This window comes from Microvirga ossetica, from assembly GCF_002741015.1.
Classification (GTDB): Bacteria; Pseudomonadota; Alphaproteobacteria; order Rhizobiales; family Beijerinckiaceae; genus Microvirga; species Microvirga ossetica.
The window spans coordinates 2340893-2359953 of sequence record NZ_CP016616.1; the positions used below are offsets into that span (position 1 = coordinate 2340893).

Here is a 19061-nt window from a genome sequence, read left to right on the forward strand (position 1 = left end):
ATGTCGAACCTCCTCTTCAAACCGTCGAAGCCCGATGAGCACGGGCGCATCCATGCCATCACGCCGGAATCCGCCGGATGGACCTATGTGGGTTTCGAGGTCTACCGGCTCGAAAGCGGGCAGAGCCTGAAACAGGCGACGGGCGACCGGGAGGCCTGCATCGTCCTGCTCTCCGGCAAGGCGCGTGTGGCGGCCTCAGGCCAGGATTTCGGCACGATCGGCGGGCGCAGCTCGCCGTTCGAGCCGGACCCGTGGTCGCTCTATGCGCCCGCACGCTCCGAATGGTCGCTCAAGGCCGAGACCGATTGCGAGATCGCCGTGTGCACCGCGCCGGCCGAGGGCAAGCTGCCCGCGCGCGTGATCGCGCCCGATCAAGTGGGGCAGGAAACCCGCGGCAAGGGCACGAACACGCGCCACGTGCGCAACATCCTGCCGGAGACCGAGTTGGCGGAAAGCCTGCTCGTGGTCGAGGTCATCACGCCGTCCGGCCATTGGTCGAGCTATCCGCCGCACAAGCACGACCGGGACATGCTGCCCAACGAATCGCTGCTGGAAGAGACCTATTACCACCGCCTCAACCCGCCCTCCGGCTTTGCTCTGCAGCGGGTCTATACGGACGACCGCTCGCTCGACGAGACGCTGGCCGCGAGCAATGGCGACGTGGTGCTGGTGCCGAAGGGCTATCATCCGGTCGGCGCGCCGCATGGCTACGAGCTCTATTATCTCAACGTGATGGCCGGCCCGAAGCGGATCTGGAAATTCCACAACGACCCGGACCACGAATGGATGCTGAAACAGGCCTGAGGCCGCCTGTCCCTTGATCCGCCCGAGCCTTTCGGGCATGAGGCGAACAGAGTTTCCCTGAGAGGCCTCATGTCCTGGTCCGATCTCGCCTCGCGTGCCTTCAAGACCGCGCTAGCGCTCATCAGCGCGATCGTGATGGACTACGCGTTCCTGAACGGCCGCATGACGCGGCAAGCCGTGACGGGAATCGAGCGGATGGCAGCGGATGCGCCGGTGCTCATCGACCGGCTCGTGACGAGCGCACTGAACATCAAATGGGATCGCTGACGCATCGCGCGTGACGGCTCTCGGCGCGGCTTGGAGCATAGGCCCTCGGACACGCACGACGAGGAGCGTAGCGATGCCGGCCGCATTGTCCTGCACCTGATTCTGCCATCCTCTGGGGCTCGGCCTTTGCTCGGAACCGAGGCCCCGCCGGTTCTTGGTGTTCGAGCGCACACCGCGCGCATGGCACCTCGAACGGATCTCACGCCAAACAGTTTCTTTCCATGTGCGGCATCGTCTGCATGCCGACCGAAAGAAGACGACCGATGACCATCCTCGACCCCATTTCCGGAAACCGCGTCACCATCAGCGCATCGGTGAAGCCGCGCGGCCGATCCACCGAGAGCGGCCTCGAGGTCCGTCACGCCATCTTGCCGAGCGTAGCGCAAACGAAAGAAGGTCGGCGCGAGCTAAGCCTTGCGCGAAACCGCGCCGGTTGCCGGACCGTCGGCGAGAATCCTGCCGGTTGATCGATCGACGGCGCAGCCGTCCCGGCGGGTATTCGTGTCGATTTATGACAGGCCCGACGATGCCGCTTCTTTGGTCAGGATCGGATCCGCTGCTCCGAAAATGATTGAGCCCCGCCGATGGACCGGCGGGGCTCGTGTTTTGCAGGCGATCAGGCGTCAGCGCTTCGAGTCGCCTCCACGGCCACCGCCCTTGCCGCCGCCGTCGCTGTCGCCTCCACGGCCGCCACCCTTGCCGCCGCCGTCGCTGTCGCCTCCACGGCCGCCACCTTTACCGCCACCGTCGTTGTCTCCGCCGCGGCCGCCATCGCTCTTGCCGCCCCCGTGATCGCCGCCGGAGCCTTTTCCGCCGCCACGACCCGAGTCGTCATTGCCGCGATCCCCACGACCGCCTTTGCCGCCGTCGTCGTGACCGCCGCCCTTGCCACCGTCATGATCGCCACGTCCTCCGTGGTCTCCGCGGCCGCCCTTGCCGCCGCCGTCATGATCATGGCCGCCGCGGCCGGGACCATCGTTGCCGTGATCGCCTCTCCCGCCGCCGTGACCTTTGCCACCGCCGTCATGGTCCTTTCCGCCGCCGTGATGGCCGCCATTGTCTCCGCCATGACCACCGCCGTTGTGACCACCGCCGCCATGGCCTCCGCCGTTGTGACCACCACCGCCGTGACCTCCACCGCCATGACCACCACCGCCATGACCTCCGCCATTGTGGCCACCCCCGCCATGACCTCCGCCGCCGTGGCCACCGCCGTGATGCCCACCACCGTGTCCGCCGCCACCGTGGTGACCACCACCGCCCGGGTTGTTACCGCCGGGATTGCCGCCATTACCCGGGTTCGTGCCGCCACCGGGGTTGCCGCCGTCACCAGGATTGGTCCCGCCCCCTGGGTTGGTCCCGCCTCCGGGAGAGGTTCCGCCACCGGGAGAGGTTCCGCCTCCGGGAGAGGTCCCACCTCCGGGAGAGGTCCCACCTCCGGGGCTCGTGCCGCCGGGGTTGGTGCCTCCACCGGGATTCGAGCCGCCCGAGCCGCCGCTTCCCGAGCTGCCGCCCTTGGATCCGCCTCCGCCGCTATTGCCCTTCCCCGGCGCATTGTCCGAGTGTCCGCCGCCACCGGAATTGCCCGTTCCGGAACCGCCACCGGCATTCGAGCCGCCGCCGGGCGTTCCAGGGCTCGTGCCGCCGGGCGCGTTGTTCGAGGCGAAGCCCTCGCGTGTGCCGCCATGGTCGCCGGGCCGATCGGTGTTGATCAGACCGAATGCGCCCAAGCCCAGGACTGCCCCGGTGACGAGATTCCCGCGATCCAAGGGCGTCTGGACCTGGCGCTGCTCCTGCGGAACGATCCGGCACCGGCAGGTCGTATCGCCCTGGACACGGACCAGACGGCAATTGGTGTAATCGGACGGGTTCGGCACGGCCGGAACGCAGACTTGCGCCACGCGGGCCGGGCGAGCCTTGTTCGCTGGCGCGGCATACGAGCTCGAGACGCCGGTGAAGACCGCGACTGACGACAAAAGGGTAGCGGCGCCTGCCAAGGCAAGCTTGTGGGTACGCTTCATACTTAACTCCCGAGTCAAGATGGGGAAATTCCGGAGTTACCCGGACAAGAAATCTTGATGAGAGAAGCATAGTGAAAGGAATTGGTTCCGATAATCGGCCTTCATCGGTACCCCTTGAACAGAAATCATCCTTTTGTCAGTAATTAATGCATCTTAAGGATTACTCCTTCGGTTTAGGTCTCATATAGTCTTCAATATTGAACCCGATAATCTGCAGTAAGCATGGATATTCCATCGTTATTGCACGGGACAACTTTAGTTGGATGATTCGCGTATGCGCGCTTTGCCGGGTCCGGAGCCGTCATCTCGGCCTGCCGCTACCGCTCCGCGGAAGGCCGCGATCATGCTAAGGTCATCGCAAAATCGGAGGGAACGGACATTCAATCTCTGCCGATAGCTCATCCCAGCGACGGCAAGGCGATCGCGGGCGCCGTGCCTTTGTCCGCGTATCTCACGGCCACCTTCTGCTGGCTCCTCTCGGCCGGCGTCTACATCGCCGCAAAGTGGGCCGCTCCGGAGATGCCGCCCTGGGCGCTGTGCTTCTGGCGGCTGTCGCTCGCCTGCGCGATCCTGCTGCCGATCGTGCATCGTCACCACGCGGCGATGATCGCGCTCCTCCGATCGCGGGCACTGGAGGTGCTGACCATCGGCACGATCGGCCTGACGCTCTGCCAGGGTATGATCTATACCGGCCTCAACCACACCGACGCGACCACCGCCGGCATCATCATGGCCCTGTCGCCGATCATGACGATGGTGCTCGCCCGCTTCGTGCTCGGCGAGCCGCTCGGTCCCTGGAAGGCGCTCGGCGCGGCGTTCGCTCTCGTTGGAATGGGGGTAATCGTCGCGCGCGGCGACCTCGCCGCGCTGATGCGGCTCCAGTTCAGCCCCGGCGAATTGTGGATCGTCGGCAGCGCCATCTGCTGGGGCCTCTACACCGTGCTCCTGCGCCGCGCCAAACTGGGCATCGAGCTTTTGCCGATGGTCGTTCTCCTGCTCGGCGCCGGCGCGCTGGCCGCCCTGCCCTTCTACCTGTGGGAGCTGGTGTCCGGCGAACGCTCGTCGCTGCATGCGAGCGGCCTTCTGGCGCTTGCCTATGTGGCCGGCCCGGGCGGCGCATTGATGTATTACCTCTACAACCGCAGCGTCGAGACGCTCGGTGCAGGACGCGCCAGCATGCTGCTCTACCTGCAGACGGTCTTCGTCGCCATCCTGGCTTATCTCTTCCTCGGCGAAGGCCTGCACGGCTACGACCTCGCCGGAGCGGCCTTCATCGTCGCCGGCATCGTGCTCGCCAACGCGATCAAGCCGAAACCGCGCCCGGCCCAGGCCGCGTAGGCGGCGTCAGCGAAAACCGGATCCACTTCGCCGAAAAATGCTCTAGGGAACGGTGAGGGGACTGGCGCCGCCACCCTCAGCCTGCAGGCCTTCGCTCTCGAGCTGCATCTCATAGGGCGTGCGGGCGCGCTCGTAAGCAGTTGCGGAGGTGAACTCCGGCTCGAGCAGCTCATCGGGCTCGACATGCGCCGGTCGTCGTTGCTCCTTGCAGAGATCCGCACAAATGCTCCGGGTCGCCCGCCTGTTGCTGGCCTCGATCCGCTTGTTGAACTTCTCCTGCCGCTCGCGCCAGCCAGCTTGGCCCTCGGGAGCCTGAGCGCCGGCGACGTTCGCGAGAAGGAGACCGGCCATCGCCAGAGGAAGTGATTTCAGTCGCATCATCATGCTGCCAACGATGACCCCGTTAGAAGATGGAAAAACAGACTCTGTTGTATCGTGGCAGTATGTAATATGGCATGGCGGGACCAAGAAAGGCCCCGCCAGTCGTAGCCGGCGGACTATAAAGGGTGAAACCTCCAGCGCGTCTTTCCGTTACGGCATATCTTTTCCTACGGCATGTCCAAGTCTGCGACACTTCGACCGGTGCTTTTCAAACGCCAGCAAACTCCGTTAAGGTGCGATTGAGGTAGTCCCCTAGAGAGGACGCGGGATGATAATCATTTACTTGGTTGCGGCTTTGGTCGGGGGCGGCGTCAGTTGCGTATTGCTCTGGCCTTATGGAGCAACCATCGCCCTTGTCAGCATGCCGCTTTGCGGGAGCCTGTTTGCAATCTTGGCCGCAAGCCTGGTTTACATGCGAACCTCAGGCAGGGCCAAGACGAGCGCCGATCGCTCAGGCGAATTGGATGAGTTCCGGAAGCTGCAATCCGCCGAACGCCAACAATAGGCGCCCGTCGCGTGAGGCCTGACCTCCTTCAGGGACACCAGCGCCGGCCACGAGATCCTAAGCGGAGAGAGCCTCCCGAAGGAGCGGCTTTCTGACTGCCGGATCGCTTAAGCCACACGGATCCTCGGCCCTCCTTATCTGCCCCGCCACGACAACCTGATCGGACTGTGCAGCCCGTCATGGCGCCTTCGTGGCTTCGAGCCGCGGAAGGACCGTTGGGCCGGAACCGATTCTTCGACTCCTCGTTTTTCGCAAATGAACGAGCTTCGAGCCGAGAGCTCCCTCCGGACGACGGGAAGCAGGCTCGAGGGCTCATGCATTTCGCGTCGATTTCAAGGAGGCAGCCTATGCCCCGCGGTGACAAGTCCGCCTATACCGACAAGCAGAAGCGCAAGGCCGAGCATATCGAGGAAGGTTACGAGAGCCGTGGCGTCTCCGAGAAGGAAGCCGAGCGGCGCGCCTGGGCCACCGTCAACAAGGAAAGCGGGGGTGGCAACAAGAGCGGTTCCGGACGGGGCAAGAAGGATACGAAGACGTCGGCGAAAAAGGGCGGCGCCGCTGGAGGAGCGGCCTCGGCTAAGCGTCCCGCCGCGGCTCGCTCGGCGTCCGCGAAGAAGGCAGCAGCCACACGAAAGCGGAATGCGAGCTGATCGGCCTGTTGAGATGCCGATGCTCTGCCCAAGGCGATAGTGCTAGCCCGACAGGATGCGTTCGCATTCGAGATCGATAGCGCTGATCAACTTGCGATCCGAAAAGCATCACCAACTTTGGGCTGACGCTCCCGTCTTGTTCCTCAGGGTTCGAAGAGCCTCCACAAGCTGCGGATGTGCTCTGCTCTTGAAACCGGCCAGCGCACGGCGGCGCATATCGACCAGCTTACCCATGACGCTGAAGGCTTGTCCGTGCTGATAGAGCTGCTGCTCCTCGTCGGCCCAACGGCCCTTGTAGGATTCCGAGCCGATGGAGAAATCGAAAAGGGATACCCCGTTCTCGCAGCTCCAGCGGATCACTTCAGCGAGCAGAAGACTACCCGGCGAGTACGCCCGATAATTCTCGAAATCGCTGCATTGAATGAGTCCATAGAACCGGCCGCGCCAGACAAGCCCGAAGATGCCGGCAATCATGCGATCGCCGACCATGAGCGCACCTGTGTGGGCGACGCCGTTCACCTCCTGTTGAACGATCGTGCGATAGAAGTCCGTGTAGGCAGGCTGACCGAGCAGATCAGGGACACCGCTTGCACGACACCAGGCAGATTTGTGCGCGAGGATGGATCTCATCAAAGCGTCGGCGGTCTCCGGATCGGATGCCACCCTCAGTTCGACCGGCGCGATTGCTTCCAGTTTCCGGCGAGAGCGCCGCAATTCGCGATTCATGTTGCTGCTCCGCGTCTTCATGTAATCCGCGAAGTCGGAGCCGATAGGACAGTTGAAGGCGACCAGGTCGTCCTGACAAGTCAATTGCGTGAAAGGATTTGGTGCTTCTCCAATGACGGATGGCATCTTCTGCAGGTGCACGACATCGACGCGATCGAGGCGCGCGAGAATTCGTCGCCAGACATTGGAAAAGTCCTGTCCAGCAAGCTCCGCCGCGAAATCCCGACGAATGATCGGCGCGTTGTAATCGCAGAGGCCGAAGTCGATGAATTCCAGAATCCGCATCGCTCCATGCTGACGCTCGGCCATGGGAACCAGCATCAGCGGCGTCCCGCTTTTGCTGCTGACCAGAACGATTGCCGGGGCAGCGGATAACGCGCTCCCGACCTTGTCCAGAAGCGGGCCCATCCAGTTATAGGTTTGGAAGGCCGTGCAGCAGGCCTCATCCTGAAATGCCGTCCACACGCTGCGCAGTTGCTCGTGTGATCGAAAGATTTCAATCTTAAGATGCCTGTTCAACTTAGCGATCCATTCCGGTTCTTCAGCCACAGCAAGTCCATCTCATGCGAGAGGGACCGGTTAACTTGCGCAGATGAATTTTATTCTTGTGTTCGATGGAACGAAGGGCTACTCCCCTTCCGGAGATAACGATACCGCTTAGGTATGACTGCCGGCCCCCTCGATTTGCACGGCTTATACCCATAATTTCCGGGAACCACAGATAGGAACGAGGATCCGCCACCAGCTCTTGGTGTGTGGAACGGAGACCGGTGATCGCTGTTGCCGCTTCCTGACGGATCGAGATCGTGGCCGACGGGCAAAAGTCGAACCAGCCGGAGGTGGGATAAGTTGCAGTTTCTCCGACGCATGCTTGTTGCCCGGCCGCTAGGTATGGCAAACCTGCCCGGTGCCGCCGAAACTGTCGACGGCCGGAGCATCAACGACAGCGACACCTTCGACGTCCGAGCGAGCGGATCCGCATCCTGAACCTCGAGCGCCAGAGAGCGGCCGCATCGAAAGCAGCAAGCTCTGGTGTTGATCTGCCATAACTTCTGAGAACGCAGGAGCGGTTATTTTCTCAGGCAATCCGGGCGGTAAATACTTCATCCATAATAGTCGTCATGAACAACGGTTGAAGCCATCTTTCCAATTGTTGCAAAACAAATGAGATGATTATCTTATCGTTTGCGATCGCTTCCCCTATCACAGTCTGCGTTTCAGCCTAAAAACGTTGCATCGGCAAGGAGAACGCCATGGCGAACTTTTACGGCAATGACAGCGACAACAGTACTTTAGGAAGTGCGTTCGATACCATCTATGGCGGAAACGGGATGACTTCTTGGTCGGAGTTGCTACGGCCAATGAGATCTACGGTGGCCAAGGCAATGATGTGCTCCTCGGAACAACGTACCTGACTTTTCCCCCGGTAGGAGGAACTGGTCCATTCGGGGATCCTACATTTGGACTGTCAGGGAACGATTATCTTGAAGGTGGCACGGGCGACGATGTTGGCTATGGCGCCGACGGTGACGACACTATCTATGGTGGGGATGGGAACGAGTCAGGAACCATCTCCAGTTTTTCCGGGCAAACCTTTGTTGGAGGTCTCTTCGGCGGCGATGGGAACGATTTCATCGACGGCGGGAACGGAAATGACTCCTTAGACGGTGGGAGCGGCAACGACTCACTTTTCGGCGGATTAGGCAACGACACGGCAGAGGGCGGCGCTGGCAATGACAGCCTGGATGGCGGCGCAGGCGCGGACTCGCTCAGTGGCGGATTGGATGCCGATTTCATCTTCGGTGGGCTTGACGCAGACACTCTGAGCGGCGGCGGCGGGGATGACGTCCTGCATGGCAGCGAGGGCAACGACAATCTCGATGGAGGGGCAGGACGAGATGCTCTGCATGGGGGTGGAAATCGCGACATCCTGAGCGGAGGCTTAGGACGTGACCTCTACGATGGCGGCGGAGGTGCAGATCTATTCGATTTCAATGCAACGACCGAAACTGGCAGATCGTCCTCCTCGCGAGATCAGGTACTCGATTTCCAACGCAGGCAGGACGACATCGACCTTCGTACGATCGATGCGAATACGGAGCGGAGTGGAAACAACGCTTTCCATTTCATCGGTTTTAATGCGTTCTCCCACTCGGCTGGAGAGCTTCGCTTACGTGATAGTGGCAGCCACATTATCGTTCAGGGCGATGTGAACGGTGACGGAAGGAGCGACTTCGAAATCTTGGTGCGAAACGTAGATACGCTCTCTCGCAACGACTTCCTGTTATAGGTCTGAGATCGATCACGAAGCTGCGTAATTCGAGAGAGACAGTAGCAGCGCGACGCCCAAAGCGTGATCTCACTGTGGTAGGAACACAGCCCCTTCACGCGCCCGCCGAGGCGCGTGAAGGGGCTGTGTCTAGGCAGTAACAACCCAATCAACAATTAGGTGTCTTGCGGATAATGGCTGGACTAGAGCCTCGGACCGGAAATGAGACTCCTGGCTTCTGTGCGAGGCCGAGCTGTGATTCACTGCCTGGACTGGGAGGTGGATTATGGGTCATTGCTATTCCCTGGATCTGCGGGTGCGCGTCGCCGACTTTGTCGATGCAGGTCATTCCTGCCGGGCGGCAGCCCAGCACTTTGACGTCAGCGAGAGTTTCGCCATCAAGCTGGTGCAGCGGAAGCGGCGGTTCGGCTCGCCGGCACCGGCCCGGCAAGGCCGTCCGCCCGGACGCGGCAAGCTGGTGCCCTATGAGAGCTTCTTGATCCAGACGGTCGAGGCCGAGCCGGCCATCACCATGCCCGAGCTGGCCGCAAGGCTGCTGACTGAGCATGGGATCGTTGCGGCTCCCGCGATGCTCTCGCGCTTCCTGTGCCGGCACGGCTTCTCATATAAAAAAATGCCTGATGGCGGCGGAGTGCGCACGCGCCGATGTGCGGGATGAGCGCCGGGTCTGGCATGCCCAGCGCCAGCCGCGCATGCGCCAGGAGACGCACCGGCTGGTGTTCCTGGACGAGACGTATGTCAACACCAAGATGACGCGCCTGCGCGGGCGGAGCCGCAGGGGCCAGCGCCTACGCATGAAAGCTCCCTTTGGACACTGGAAAACCCATACCTTTCTGGCTGGGCTACGGTGCAACGAGTTGTGCGCGCCGTGGATCATCGATGGCCCGATCACCCGGTTGGCGTTCGAGGCTTACATTGAGACGCAGCTCGCGCCGACGCTGCGCAAAGGCGATGTGGTGATTCTCGACAACCTGGCTGTCCACAAGAGCGAGAAGGCCGCTCAGTGTCTGAAGCAACGCGGAGCCTGGTTCCTGTTTTTACCTGCTTATTCGCCTGATCTTAATCCAATTGAACAGGCCTTTGCCAAGATCAAAGCGCACTTGCGCAAGGCCGAGGCCCGAACGTTCGACGCGCTCTGGCGAGCGCTCGGTGAGATCTGCAACCTGTTCGAACCACAAGAGTGCTGGAACTACCTTAAGGCTGCCGGATATGCGTCCGTTTAACCGTCCGATGCTCTAGAGCATCGGACCCAAAAGTGGACCCACTTTTGGGGTCAATTCCGATGCTCCCTCCCTTGGCTGGTGCATCGTTCGGCGCGGAAAACCGGATCCACTGTTCCGCACGATGCGATAAGGACGCGGCCAAGCCGGTGACAGCAGTTACACGCAAAAATCAGATAGGCGGGCCAAGGATCAGCGCCAATTAATCAATGACAGGGGAGCGAGCTAATGACCACTTCCTCGGTCGCGCGGTCAAGATGAGAGGTCCAACAGGCGATGCCACCGGAAAAAGGCATCGAAATGCGCCCCTTGCTTACGCAGGGCCATCAAACCTGCTCAGCCTCTATAGGGAAGCCATTGAAAAGATTGGCGCACCCGACACGATTCGAACGTGTGACCTTTGCCTTCGGAGGGCAACGCTCTATCCAGCTGAGCTACGGGTGCTTGAGGCGGTGAGCCTTAAATCTTCCCTACCCGATTACGGCCTTGAGGGCAACCTCCGGCAGCCGCGGTTTGCGACGGCGGCCGGAGGCCGGATCTCCTTAAGCCTCGTCGGTCGCCGTGCGCTGGCGCGAGACGTAGCCGATGGCGAGGACCAGAAGAGCGCCGACGATGGCGGTCGGGATCTCCGCCTTGTGGCCCAACTCCTGGCCGAGCTGCTGAATCAGCCACGGATCGGACACCAGCATCTCGCCGGCCACCCAGCCCAGAAGCGCGGCCCCGGCCCAGACGAGAAGGGGCAACCGGTCGAGGAGTGCCATGATGAGCGCGGCGCCGGCGATGATGAGCGGGATCGAGATGGCAAGCCCGATGGCGAGCAGGAACGTGGAATCCTGTGCCACGGCGGCAATCGCCAGGACGTTGTCGAGGCTCATGACGGCATCGGCGACCACGACGGTCCAGACAGCGTGCCAGAGCCGGCTCGTCTCCTTCACGTTCCCCTCATCGTCGTCGCCGCTCAGGAGTTTTACGGCGATCCAGAGGAGAAGCAGGCCGCCGATGATCTTGAGGAAGGGCGTGGAGAGAAGGGCTGCAACGAGAACGGTGAAGACGATCCGCAGGCCGACGGCGACGCCGGCGCCGAGGATCATGCCGATGCGGCGCTGGTCTTCCGGCAGGCCGCGGCAGGCGAGCGCAATGACCACGGCATTGTCCCCGGACAGGATGACGTTGATCCAGATGATGCCGAGCAGTTTCAGAGCTTGAGGGAGGAGAGCTTCCATGATGAAAAACTTGAATTGAGGTCCGAGGCCATGAACCGGAAAAGCACGGATGCAGCGGTTCGAGGGCCCTTCGGCAGGAAAATGGGCGCACCTTGCCGGCACGCAGCGGCGTGTCACGACCTGGGACCGAGCCGCAGGCCTGCTTTACGGGAAAGTCTTGGGCGGACCCGTCGCGTGCGGAACGCCCGACAGGCCGGCGATGAGAACCGCACCTGGGATGCTCCACGGCAGGCGCTGCCGGACAAAGGCATCGCTGAAACGGCAGGGCGCCCCGACGAGGACGAGATCGTCGAGGCCTCCGTCGCCATCTTCGAAAGCGTCGCGGCAAGCCTCGCCGTCCGCTTCCGCTCCATCGGGCAATTCGGTCAGCGAGAGAACCTGTCCGGGATCGTTCAGGAACGGGGAGCTTGCTCCCTCCGCGACCGGCAGCCATGCGAAAAGGAGCAGCCCGAGCAATGCCTGCGCGATGAAACGATGAAGGCAGGATCGGGCCAAGGCTCTGTCCATCCGAGCGAAACGTGCTCCACGGCAGCGGACACACTTCTCCCTAACCCGGCCGAAGGGGTCAGGGCAACCGCGGCCGGTCGGATGCTCTTGCCGAATGTTGCCGCAGATAAGATTCCCTGCCTCGCGCAGCCTTGCGCTAGACCCTAATAGTCATTGTGCAAACGGCCCCTCCTGCCTCACCATTTCGCCCGGGCGATCCGCTCAAGCTTGCTTTCCACGGGAGAGCTCCATGGCAGCCCACGATCATGTTGCGATTCTCAAAGACGCCTATGCTCAATGGGTCGAATCCCGCGGCAGCGATTGCGAATGCTGGATGAACATCATTGCCGACGATGTCAGCCTCGGCTCGCTGGCGGAGGGTTCGCCGGAAGTCCCCTTCACGGCGCGCCGGACCAGCAAGTCAGGTGTGCGTGCCTATCTCGACGCGCTGATGCGCGACTGGGAGATGATCTCTCACGCCATGAACGACTTCATCGCCGAGGACGACCGCGTCGCCGTGATCGGACGGGCGATCTGGCGCCATAAAGGCACAGGCAAGGTAGCGGATACCAGGAAGGTCGATATCTGGCGCTTCAGGGACGGCAAGGTGGTCGATTTCGAGGAATACTACGACACCGCCGGGCTGATCGCGGCCGCGACGCCGTAACGGGCGCAGGACTCAAGCCCCCCTGGCCGGCGGCAGGACGAGCGCGAGATCGGCCTCGCCGAGCAGGCGATACTGCCCCGGTTCGAGATCGTCAGGCAGGGCAAGCGCGCCGATGCGGTCGCGATGCAGATCGGTGACGTGGTTGCCGAGCGCCGCGAACATGCGCCTGACCTGATGGTAGCGCCCTTCCGTGAGGGTCAGGAAGGCGCTGGTGTCGGACGTCACCTCCAGCTGCGCCGGCAGGAGCGGCTTGTCCTCGTTGTCGAGCATCAGGGTCCCGGATGCGAAGATCTCCGCCTCGTCGCCACGCAGGGGACGATCAAGGGTGACGCGGTAGCGCTTCGAAATCTTGGCGCGGGGCGAAATGATCTTGTGCAGCAGGGCACCGTCATCCGTCATCAGCAGGAGCCCCGACGTATCCTTGTCGAGCCTTCCCACGGTGGAGATCGCCGGGTCGCGCCGGCGCCAGCGCTCTGGCAGCAGGGAATAGACCAGCGGTCCGGCCTCCTTGTGCGAGCAGGTCACGCCGAGGGGCTTGTGCAGCATCAGCGCCAGACCCGGCGGCGGATCGAGCGGCTTGCCCTGGATTTTCATGCGCTCCGAGAGGTCGCGGGTCACGGCGATGCGCCGGTCGGGCTCCTCGACCTCATCCCCGTCGAGCGTCACCAGTCCGGCATCGACGAGAGACTGGACTTCGCGGCGCGAGCCGTAGCCCATATTGGCGAGCAGCCGGTCGAGGCGGAGCGTCGGAGCCTTGCTCATTTGAGCGCCTCGTAGATCTTGTAGCCGGAGGCCTCGACCTTGGGGGTCACGCGCCTGAACAAGGTTGTCAGCACGGCCTCATACGGCAGATGGCGGTTGGCGACGAGCCACAGGATGCCGCCCGGCCTGAGCGCCTCGGCGGCCCGGCGGATGAAGGCTTGGCCCAGGCTCTGGTCCTCGGCGCCGCCATCGTGGAACGGCGGGTTCGTCACCACGAAATCGAGGCCCTTGAGGTCCGTTCCGCCGCGCAGATCCGCCCAGCGCACCTGCGCGCGCGGATCGTCCAGGTTGCGCGCCGCCATCTCCACGGCGCGGCGGTCGATATCGATCATGTCCAGGCGCTCGACCTTGGGCGATGCCAGGATGCTGCGCGCGAGGATGCCGATCCCGCAGCCGAAATCCGCTCCGCGGCCGGACAGCGGCGGCAGGGTCTGCTCGAGCAACGCGCTGCCGGGATCGATGCGGTTCCAGCTGAAGGCGCCGGGCCAGGTCCACAGGCCGAGCGTGGCATCGAGCCGGGGACCGCCCTCGGCGATGGCTTCGTCAGCCGCGATCAATCCCGAGGGCCGCACGGCGGTGCAGATGCGGTGGTGACGGCGGGAGCTTTCGCTGACCTCGCAGCCGAAGCCCTTGAGCTCCTTGGCGATGCGCGCGCCGCCCTTGTCCTTCGGCGCCAGGATGGTCAGGGAGCCTCCGGGCGCCAGCACCTGCAGGGCCAGGGCGGTGACGTAGCGCCGCTCGACGGTGCCGGGCGGGGCCAGCACGACCATCTCGCCGAAGGAGCCTTCCGGCTGCTTCTCCAATCTGGCGGAGCCCGGGATCAGGGCCGAGAATTGGATCGCACCCTCAGGTGCTTCGGCCAGCTCGGCCGGTGGCGTCCCGTAGACGCCGCTGGGTTTGGTGTCGTGCAAAGTGACTTAGTCCACGCTGAACGCCAGGTTTCTTAATATGCTGCGGCCTGGAAGGTAAGTCTCAATGGCTCTGGACGGGCTGCTTCGTATCGACGGCGCGGATTTCCGACTCGCCGACCGCGCGCTGGGCGCCACTCACCGTGTCCCTGATCCTGTAGCCAAGCTCGCCATTGCTGTTCTCCGGCATCAGGCGAACGATCTCGTAGGTGCCGCTCGTGCGATCTGCGAAATGCGTGGCAGCGGAATGCACAAGCTGGCCAACGGAAAATTTGTGGCTCACAGGAACCTCCTTTCAGAAAGCAAAAAGCCGCTCCAGGGGAGCGGCTTCGCGAGGCGGCAAGGAATGCCGAGCCGCCTGCTTAAACGGAATTTATGCCGTTTGGATGTTGTTGACGGCGACCTTGCCGCTGCGGCGATCCTCGGCCGTGTCGAAGGAAACCTTCTGGCCTTCGCGCAGGCCGCGGATGCCGGCGCGCTCGAGAGCGGTGGCGTGGACGAACACGTCCTTGCTGCCATCGTCAGGCTGGATGAAGCCGAAGCCCTTTTGGTCGTTGTAGAACTTAACGGTGCCCGTAATCATTGGGGTATTCCTTGGTTAGGCTAGAAATGCACGTGAGCCAAGAGCGTGCGCCCGCACGACCTCACACTCGGGTTCGTCGATGTTTGGAAGAGTGTCTGAACGTGCGCCTGGAAGGCCAAGGCGAAACGGCCCGATTGTCCGGCCAAATGTCGATAGGGCATTATTTAGTGCCAACTTACGGCGAATACAAGGCGACGTCGCGGAAAAGCGACAACCCTCCCTGGGAGCCACGCCTGGAAACCCGGCACAGAGCCCGCAGGAGGGCGCGCTTCAGTACTTCAACCGCAGCGCCTGAACGCTTTGCCCGCCGTCCGCGCAGACGATCCGGGCCCGCGGGCAGTAGGATGCATAAGCCGGTGTCGAGCAAAAGGTCTGCATGAAGCTCTCATCGATGGCGCAGGTAACATGCACACGGTAGAGGCCCCGCCGAGCGTCCGGAGCATCGTGTAGCACGGAATAGCCGAGCCCCTGGTCGGCGAGCCGCGCGATGGCGCGGCCGGGCTGGAGCGGCGACAGACCGGCCCGGGTCACCATCGTTGCATCCGCCGCCTGGGCCGCCGAACCCAGCAAAACGACTGCCAGTGCAGTCCCGATCGAAAGCTGCCTCATGCTCCGCCTAGCCCTCATGGCCTCGCCCTCATGTGAGTGATGAGACCGCCCACCCCTTCCTGCGAGGAGGCCGAGGGTCTGCAAGGGATTAATGCAAAGCTGCCTTCCGGGATCCATGGCAGGCGCCTGCACGAAAGGTTAACCACGCTCCGAACCCGCCCTTCCGTTTTAAGCAACAGGTAGGAACTTAGGCCCGATAAACGCCGCCTGTTGAGGCGTGAATTGTCAGGATCCCATGCACCACATCCATCTCGCTGAGGGTATGCGGCTTCGTTTTCCGGCGCGGACCGCGGATTTCGATCAGGGAGTCGAGATCGGCATCGTCGCGGCGCTGATGAGCCAGGATCTGACCGAGTTCACCCGCAAGATCTCGAACGACAATCTCGGGCAGGTGCGCGCCCTCGTGGAGCAGTTCGGCTATCGCCTCGTCGAAGGTGCGGAGGACGGGGAGTTCGTCGAGCTCAACTTCTACAGCCGCACCGCACGCCCGCGCCTGCGCGTGGTTCATTCGGGCTCCTGAACGATCGGGCATCGGCGGACGGGCCCCGCAATCCTACGCGGCGGAAAACTTCCTCTGCAGCATGCGGACCCGCTCGCGATAGGCGGTGTAGAAACCGCTCATGGCGATGATGACGGCTCCCGCGATCGTCCAGGAATCGGGCAGCGTCCCGAACACCAGATAGCCCAGCGTGCCGGCCCAGATCAGCTGGACGTAGGAGAACGGCGCGATCATCGAGGCATTGCCGTGGCGATAGGCCAGAACGACGAGCCAATGCCCGATGGCGAACAGGACGCCCATGCAAAGCCCGAGCGCGATCTCCGTTCCGTTCGGCGTCACCCAGTTGAAGGGCATGAGCGCGCTCAGCACGATGCTGCCGACCGAGGCTGAATAGGCGAGCGTCGTCAGCGCCTGATCGCCGCTGATCTTGCGGGTGACGACGGCGCCGACGGCCCAGCTCGACGCGCTGAGGATCGGCAGGAAGGCCGCCGGCTGAAAGGCGCCCGTGCCGGGCCGGACGACGATCAGAACCCCGATCAGGCCGACCGCCGCAGCGGTCCAGCGCCGCCAGCCGACCGACTCGCCGAGAAAGAGCACGGAGAGCGCCATGATCAGGATCGGCGAGACGAAGAAGATCGCCGTGGCATCGGCAACCGGCAGGTGGGGCAGGCTCTGGATGAACATGATCGACGATCCGACCATGCCGAGCCCTCTCACCACCTGAAGTCCGGGCCGCTGGGAGCGGAGCAGCGCAGGACCGCCCTTGATCAGCACGAAGGGGACGATGAAGGCCGCGAAGGTGATGTAGCGCATCCAGGCCACCTCAGGCGGCGGCAGGGTGGCGGCAAGCTGCTTGGTGATCACGTCCGCCACGGAGAACACGATCGTGGAGGTGATCAGGAACAGGATTCCCCGCAACGGAGAGGAAACCGGCAGGCCTGCGGCGGCCTGCGGGGCGGCATTCGTCGTCCGGGGAGCCGGGGCCATGAAAGACTCAAAAAATGAGGCTCGTGCGCGGACGCGACGAGCCTGAAGGTCTCGAGTTGGAAGGTAATATGGCTTCCATAAAATACTGTTTCCTGAGCAGGAGAAGTGCAAACTCGGCACATATTCCATGCATTGGATGAATGGATCGGTTGGTCGACTAGCCTACACTTGCATCCTAAGCATAGAAACTCATGGCCCCGCCCTTTTCCGGGCTTCGGCCCACAAGGCCTGCGCTCCATCGCAGATCGCGGAACGAATTCATGCAGGATCACATGTCGGACGTGCCGAGCCGTCTGGTGAGCGGGACGCCCGCCTTTCGGCGGTTAAATCTCGCCCTGTTCGCGGCCGGCTTTTCAACCTTTGCCATCCTGTATTGCGTCCAGCCTCTGCTGCCGGAATTCTCGCGCGAATTCCATGTCAGCGCCGCGGTCAGCAGCCTGTCCCTGTCGCTCTCCACCGGCCTTCTCGCAGTGGCCATGCTCGTCGCCGGCTCCCTCTCCGAGGTCTGGGGCCGCAAGCCGGTCATGGTAGCCTCCCTGTTCGCCTCGGCGCTCCTCACCATCCTCTCCGCCACGGCGCCCAATTGGACCAGCCTGCTCCTGACCCGCATGCTGATCGGGATCACCTTGAGCGGCCTTCCCGCCGTGGCGATGGCCTATGTGAGCGAGGAGGTGGATTCCAAATCCATCGGCCTTGCCATGGGTCTCTTCATCGGTGGCAATGCGATCGGCGGCATGGCCGGGCGGATCATCGGCGGCGTGCTGACCGATCTCGGGTCCTGGCGTCTTGCGGTAGGGCTTATCGGGACCATCGGGCTGGTCTCGGCGATCGCCGCTTGGCGCAGCCTTCCCGCCTCGGTGCATTTCCACCCGCGCCGGGCCGATCCGCAGGACCTGCTGCGCTCCCTCGGCGTGCACCTGCGGGACCCCGGTCTGCGCGCCCTGTTCGCGGAGGCCTTCCTTCTCATGGGCGCCTTCGTGACGCTCTACAACTATCTCGGCTATCGCCTCACGGAGCCGCCCTATTCCTTAAGCCAAACCGCCATCGGCGCGATCTTCGCGGCCTATCTGATCGGGACCTTAAGCTCGGCCTGGATCGGCGAGCTCGCCGGTCGGCTCGGACGCCGACGGGTGCTGTGGGCGATGATCGCGATCATGCTCGCCGGCGTGGCCCTGACACTCTCCCAGCACCTTGCCTTGATCCTCGCCGGCATCGTCGCCGTCACGTTCGGCTTCTTCGGCGGACATTCCATCGCCAGCAGCTGGGTCGGAAACAGGGCCGTCGATGCGAAGGCGCAGGCCTCGGCCCTTTACCTGTTCTGCTATTATCTCGGCTCCAGCGCCGTCGGTACCCTCGGCGGCGTGTTCTGGACCCGTTGGGGATGGGGCGGCGTTGCCGGCCTCGTGACGATTCTCCTGCTGGCGGCTCTGGCCCTGGCCCTCTGGCTGATGGCTCTCCCGCCGCGCCGGGCAGGGCAGATTCCCTAGCCTTATGACTAAGGCTATAGTTCCAAGTTACTTCAGAATAACCGTTTCTACTGATGGTATATTGCAACATCAAATAGATATTAACACCTCACCAAGTGGTTAATAGAGGCTATTTCTGCATAGTCCGGTGCGAATAAATCGTCTTAATGTTGCCCCATTAACCTTCATTTTGCGTTCCATCGACAACAGACAAGGGAATGCATTGTGGATCAACGTAAGGTAACGCTCGCTCTTGCCAGCCTGTTCATTTCCGGATCGGCGGCGTTCTTTTCTCCCGCTGCCTTTGCCGAGCCTGCGGCAGCCATGGGGAAAGTGATCCAGAGCGGCCGCGCTTCCTGGTATGGACCCGGCTTCCAGGGCCGCCGGACCGCGAGCGGCGAGACCTTCGACACCAATGACATGACCGCCGCCCACCGGACCCTGCCCTTCGGCACCAAGGTCCGGGTCGTGAACAAGAAGACCGGCAAGTCGGTGGTGGTGCGCATCAACGACCGCGGTCCCTACGCCCATGGCCGCGTCATCGATCTGTCCAAGGCCTCGGCGCAGGCCCTCGGGATTTCGGGCGTCGGCTCCGTCGACGTCGCCCAGCTTTAATTTTTTTCGGCCTCTACCCTTTTCATCACCGAACCATTTTCAAGCCTCTCCGGC

Annotated in this window: 21 protein-coding genes, 1 tRNA gene and 1 pseudogene; 12 read left to right on the forward strand and 11 right to left on the reverse strand. The window is 62.8% G+C overall.

Going from position 1 to position 19061, the window contains the following annotated elements; genetic code table 11:
* From iolB to BB934_RS10990, 5 genes are all read left to right on the forward strand, one after another.
* A complete protein-coding gene (iolB, locus tag BB934_RS10965) occupies positions 1–804 on the forward strand; it encodes a 5-deoxy-glucuronate isomerase (RefSeq protein ID WP_099509662.1) in 804 nt (267 codons plus the stop codon).
* 69 nt (positions 805–873) lie between these two features.
* Positions 874–1071, forward strand: coding sequence for a hypothetical protein (locus BB934_RS10970; RefSeq protein WP_099509663.1), 198 nt, complete (start codon positions 874–876; stop codon positions 1069–1071).
* Between the two features lie 263 nt (positions 1072–1334).
* Positions 1335–1538 (forward strand): hypothetical protein, encoded by a 204-nt coding sequence (locus BB934_RS10975; RefSeq protein WP_099509664.1) that lies wholly within the window; start codon positions 1335–1337, stop codon positions 1536–1538.
* Positions 1539–1655: 117 nt separating this feature from the next.
* Entirely contained in the window at positions 1656–3041 is a 1386-nt protein-coding gene (locus BB934_RS48400) for a hypothetical protein (RefSeq protein ID WP_162299154.1), read from the forward strand.
* 429 nt (positions 3042–3470) lie between these two features.
* On the forward strand, positions 3471–4430 hold the full coding sequence (locus tag BB934_RS10990; protein ID WP_099509667.1) for a DMT family transporter: 960 nt from the start codon (positions 3471–3473) through the stop codon (positions 4428–4430).
* 42 nt (positions 4431–4472) lie between these two features.
* Here BB934_RS10990 and BB934_RS10995 read toward each other — a convergent pair whose 3' ends face one another.
* Positions 4473–4814 (reverse strand): hypothetical protein, encoded by a 342-nt coding sequence (locus tag BB934_RS10995; RefSeq protein ID WP_157934129.1) that lies wholly within the window; start codon positions 4812–4814, stop codon positions 4473–4475.
* 849 nt (positions 4815–5663) lie between these two features.
* On the opposite strand from BB934_RS10995, the gene BB934_RS11005 reads away from it, so the two are divergent.
* Positions 5664–5966 (forward strand): plasmid stabilization protein, encoded by a 303-nt coding sequence (locus BB934_RS11005; RefSeq protein ID WP_099509670.1) that lies wholly within the window; start codon positions 5664–5666, stop codon positions 5964–5966.
* A gap of 108 nt (positions 5967–6074) precedes the next feature.
* On the opposite strand, the gene BB934_RS11010 is transcribed toward BB934_RS11005, so the two are convergent.
* Positions 6075–7241, reverse strand: coding sequence for a GNAT family N-acetyltransferase (locus BB934_RS11010; protein ID WP_099509671.1), 1167 nt, complete (start codon positions 7239–7241; stop codon positions 6075–6077).
* 790 nt (positions 7242–8031) lie between these two features.
* On the opposite strand from BB934_RS11010, the gene BB934_RS11015 reads away from it, so the two are divergent.
* Together BB934_RS11015 and BB934_RS11020 are read left to right on the forward strand one after the other, a co-directional pair.
* Positions 8032–8982 carry a calcium-binding protein gene (locus BB934_RS11015; RefSeq protein ID WP_099509672.1) on the forward strand — a complete coding sequence of 317 codons (951 nt, stop codon included), beginning with the start codon at positions 8032–8034 and terminating at the stop codon, positions 8980–8982.
* A gap of 265 nt (positions 8983–9247) precedes the next feature.
* Positions 9248–10205: pseudogene (locus BB934_RS11020) on the forward strand (IS630 family transposase).
* A gap of 364 nt (positions 10206–10569) precedes the next feature.
* Here the strand turns inward: BB934_RS11020 and BB934_RS11025 are convergent.
* The 3 genes from BB934_RS11025 to BB934_RS11035 form a co-directional block, all read right to left on the reverse strand.
* Positions 10570–10646 (reverse strand) — tRNA-Arg (locus tag BB934_RS11025).
* A gap of 98 nt (positions 10647–10744) precedes the next feature.
* Entirely contained in the window at positions 10745–11425 is a 681-nt protein-coding gene (locus BB934_RS11030) for a TerC family protein (protein WP_099509673.1), read from the reverse strand.
* A gap of 144 nt (positions 11426–11569) precedes the next feature.
* Entirely contained in the window at positions 11570–11920 is a 351-nt protein-coding gene (locus tag BB934_RS11035) for a hypothetical protein (protein WP_157934130.1), read from the reverse strand.
* A gap of 241 nt (positions 11921–12161) precedes the next feature.
* Here BB934_RS11035 and BB934_RS11040 point away from each other — a divergent pair, with 241 nt between their 5' ends.
* Complete coding sequence (locus tag BB934_RS11040; RefSeq protein WP_157934131.1) at positions 12162–12578, forward strand: nuclear transport factor 2 family protein; 417 nt, start codon at positions 12162–12164, stop codon at positions 12576–12578.
* A gap of 12 nt (positions 12579–12590) precedes the next feature.
* Here the strand turns inward: BB934_RS11040 and BB934_RS11045 are convergent, their stop codons facing one another.
* The 5 genes from BB934_RS11045 to BB934_RS11065 form a co-directional block, all read right to left on the reverse strand.
* The gene (locus BB934_RS11045) at positions 12591–13340 is read right to left on the reverse strand and encodes a pseudouridine synthase (protein ID WP_099509676.1); all 750 of its coding nucleotides are present in this window, start codon (positions 13338–13340) and stop codon (positions 12591–12593) included.
* Positions 13337–14251 carry a class I SAM-dependent methyltransferase gene (locus tag BB934_RS11050; protein ID WP_099509677.1) on the reverse strand — a complete coding sequence of 305 codons (915 nt, stop codon included), beginning with the start codon at positions 14249–14251 and terminating at the stop codon, positions 13337–13339. The genes BB934_RS11045 and BB934_RS11050 overlap by 4 nt, the downstream gene beginning before the upstream one ends.
* A 61-nt stretch (positions 14252–14312) precedes the next feature.
* Positions 14313–14531 carry a hypothetical protein gene (locus BB934_RS11055; RefSeq protein ID WP_099509678.1) on the reverse strand — a complete coding sequence of 73 codons (219 nt, stop codon included), beginning with the start codon at positions 14529–14531 and terminating at the stop codon, positions 14313–14315.
* Positions 14532–14621: 90 nt separating this feature from the next.
* Entirely contained in the window at positions 14622–14831 is a 210-nt protein-coding gene (locus BB934_RS11060; RefSeq protein ID WP_099509679.1) for a cold-shock protein, read from the reverse strand.
* Positions 14832–15101: 270 nt separating this feature from the next.
* The gene (locus tag BB934_RS11065; protein WP_099509680.1) at positions 15102–15440 is read right to left on the reverse strand and encodes a hypothetical protein; all 339 of its coding nucleotides are present in this window, start codon (positions 15438–15440) and stop codon (positions 15102–15104) included.
* A 235-nt stretch (positions 15441–15675) separates the two neighbouring features.
* Between BB934_RS11065 and BB934_RS11070 the strand changes: the two genes are divergently transcribed.
* Positions 15676–15960, forward strand: a complete 285-nt coding sequence (locus tag BB934_RS11070; RefSeq protein ID WP_099509681.1) for a hypothetical protein — start codon at positions 15676–15678, stop codon at positions 15958–15960.
* Positions 15961–15993: 33 nt separating this feature from the next.
* On the opposite strand, the gene BB934_RS11075 is transcribed toward BB934_RS11070, so the two are convergent.
* Positions 15994–16926 carry a DMT family transporter gene (locus BB934_RS11075; protein ID WP_099509682.1) on the reverse strand — a complete coding sequence of 311 codons (933 nt, stop codon included), beginning with the start codon at positions 16924–16926 and terminating at the stop codon, positions 15994–15996.
* A gap of 272 nt (positions 16927–17198) precedes the next feature.
* Here BB934_RS11075 and BB934_RS11080 point away from each other — a divergent pair, with 272 nt between their 5' ends.
* A complete protein-coding gene (locus BB934_RS11080; RefSeq protein WP_418294750.1) occupies positions 17199–18413 on the forward strand; it encodes an MFS transporter in 1215 nt (404 codons plus the stop codon).
* A 204-nt stretch (positions 18414–18617) separates the two neighbouring features.
* Positions 18618–19007: a septal ring lytic transglycosylase RlpA family protein gene (locus BB934_RS11085; protein ID WP_418294738.1), complete on the forward strand. Its 390-nt coding sequence runs from the start codon at positions 18618–18620 to the stop codon at positions 19005–19007.
* The last annotated feature ends 54 nt before the right edge of the window (positions 19008–19061 follow it).

Coding starts and splice junctions, on each gene's coding strand:
- BB934_RS11005 (WP_099509670.1), top strand. CDS start 5,664: ATGCCCCGCGGTGACAAGTCCGCCTATACCGACAAGCAGAAGCGCAAG.
- BB934_RS11080 (WP_418294750.1), top strand. CDS start 17,199: ATGTCGGACGTGCCGAGCCGTCTGGTGAGCGGGACGCCCGCCTTTCGG.
- BB934_RS11065 (WP_099509680.1), bottom strand. CDS start 15,440: ATGAGGCAGCTTTCGATCGGGACTGCACTGGCAGTCGTTTTGCTGGGT.
- BB934_RS11070 (WP_099509681.1), top strand. CDS start 15,676: ATGCACCACATCCATCTCGCTGAGGGTATGCGGCTTCGTTTTCCGGCG.
- BB934_RS11060 (WP_099509679.1), bottom strand. CDS start 14,831: ATGATTACGGGCACCGTTAAGTTCTACAACGACCAAAAGGGCTTCGGC.
- BB934_RS10970 (WP_099509663.1), top strand. CDS start 874: ATGTCCTGGTCCGATCTCGCCTCGCGTGCCTTCAAGACCGCGCTAGCG.
- BB934_RS11075 (WP_099509682.1), bottom strand. CDS start 16,926: ATGGCCCCGGCTCCCCGGACGACGAATGCCGCCCCGCAGGCCGCCGCA.
- BB934_RS11040 (WP_157934131.1), top strand. CDS start 12,162: ATGGCAGCCCACGATCATGTTGCGATTCTCAAAGACGCCTATGCTCAA.
- BB934_RS10975 (WP_099509664.1), top strand. CDS start 1,335: ATGACCATCCTCGACCCCATTTCCGGAAACCGCGTCACCATCAGCGCA.
- BB934_RS11030 (WP_099509673.1), bottom strand. CDS start 11,425: ATGGAAGCTCTCCTCCCTCAAGCTCTGAAACTGCTCGGCATCATCTGG.
- BB934_RS10995 (WP_157934129.1), bottom strand. CDS start 4,814: ATGATGATGCGACTGAAATCACTTCCTCTGGCGATGGCCGGTCTCCTT.
- BB934_RS48400 (WP_162299154.1), top strand. CDS start 1,656: ATGGACCGGCGGGGCTCGTGTTTTGCAGGCGATCAGGCGTCAGCGCTT.
- BB934_RS11045 (WP_099509676.1), bottom strand. CDS start 13,340: ATGAGCAAGGCTCCGACGCTCCGCCTCGACCGGCTGCTCGCCAATATG.
- iolB (WP_099509662.1), top strand. CDS start 1: ATGTCGAACCTCCTCTTCAAACCGTCGAAGCCCGATGAGCACGGGCGC.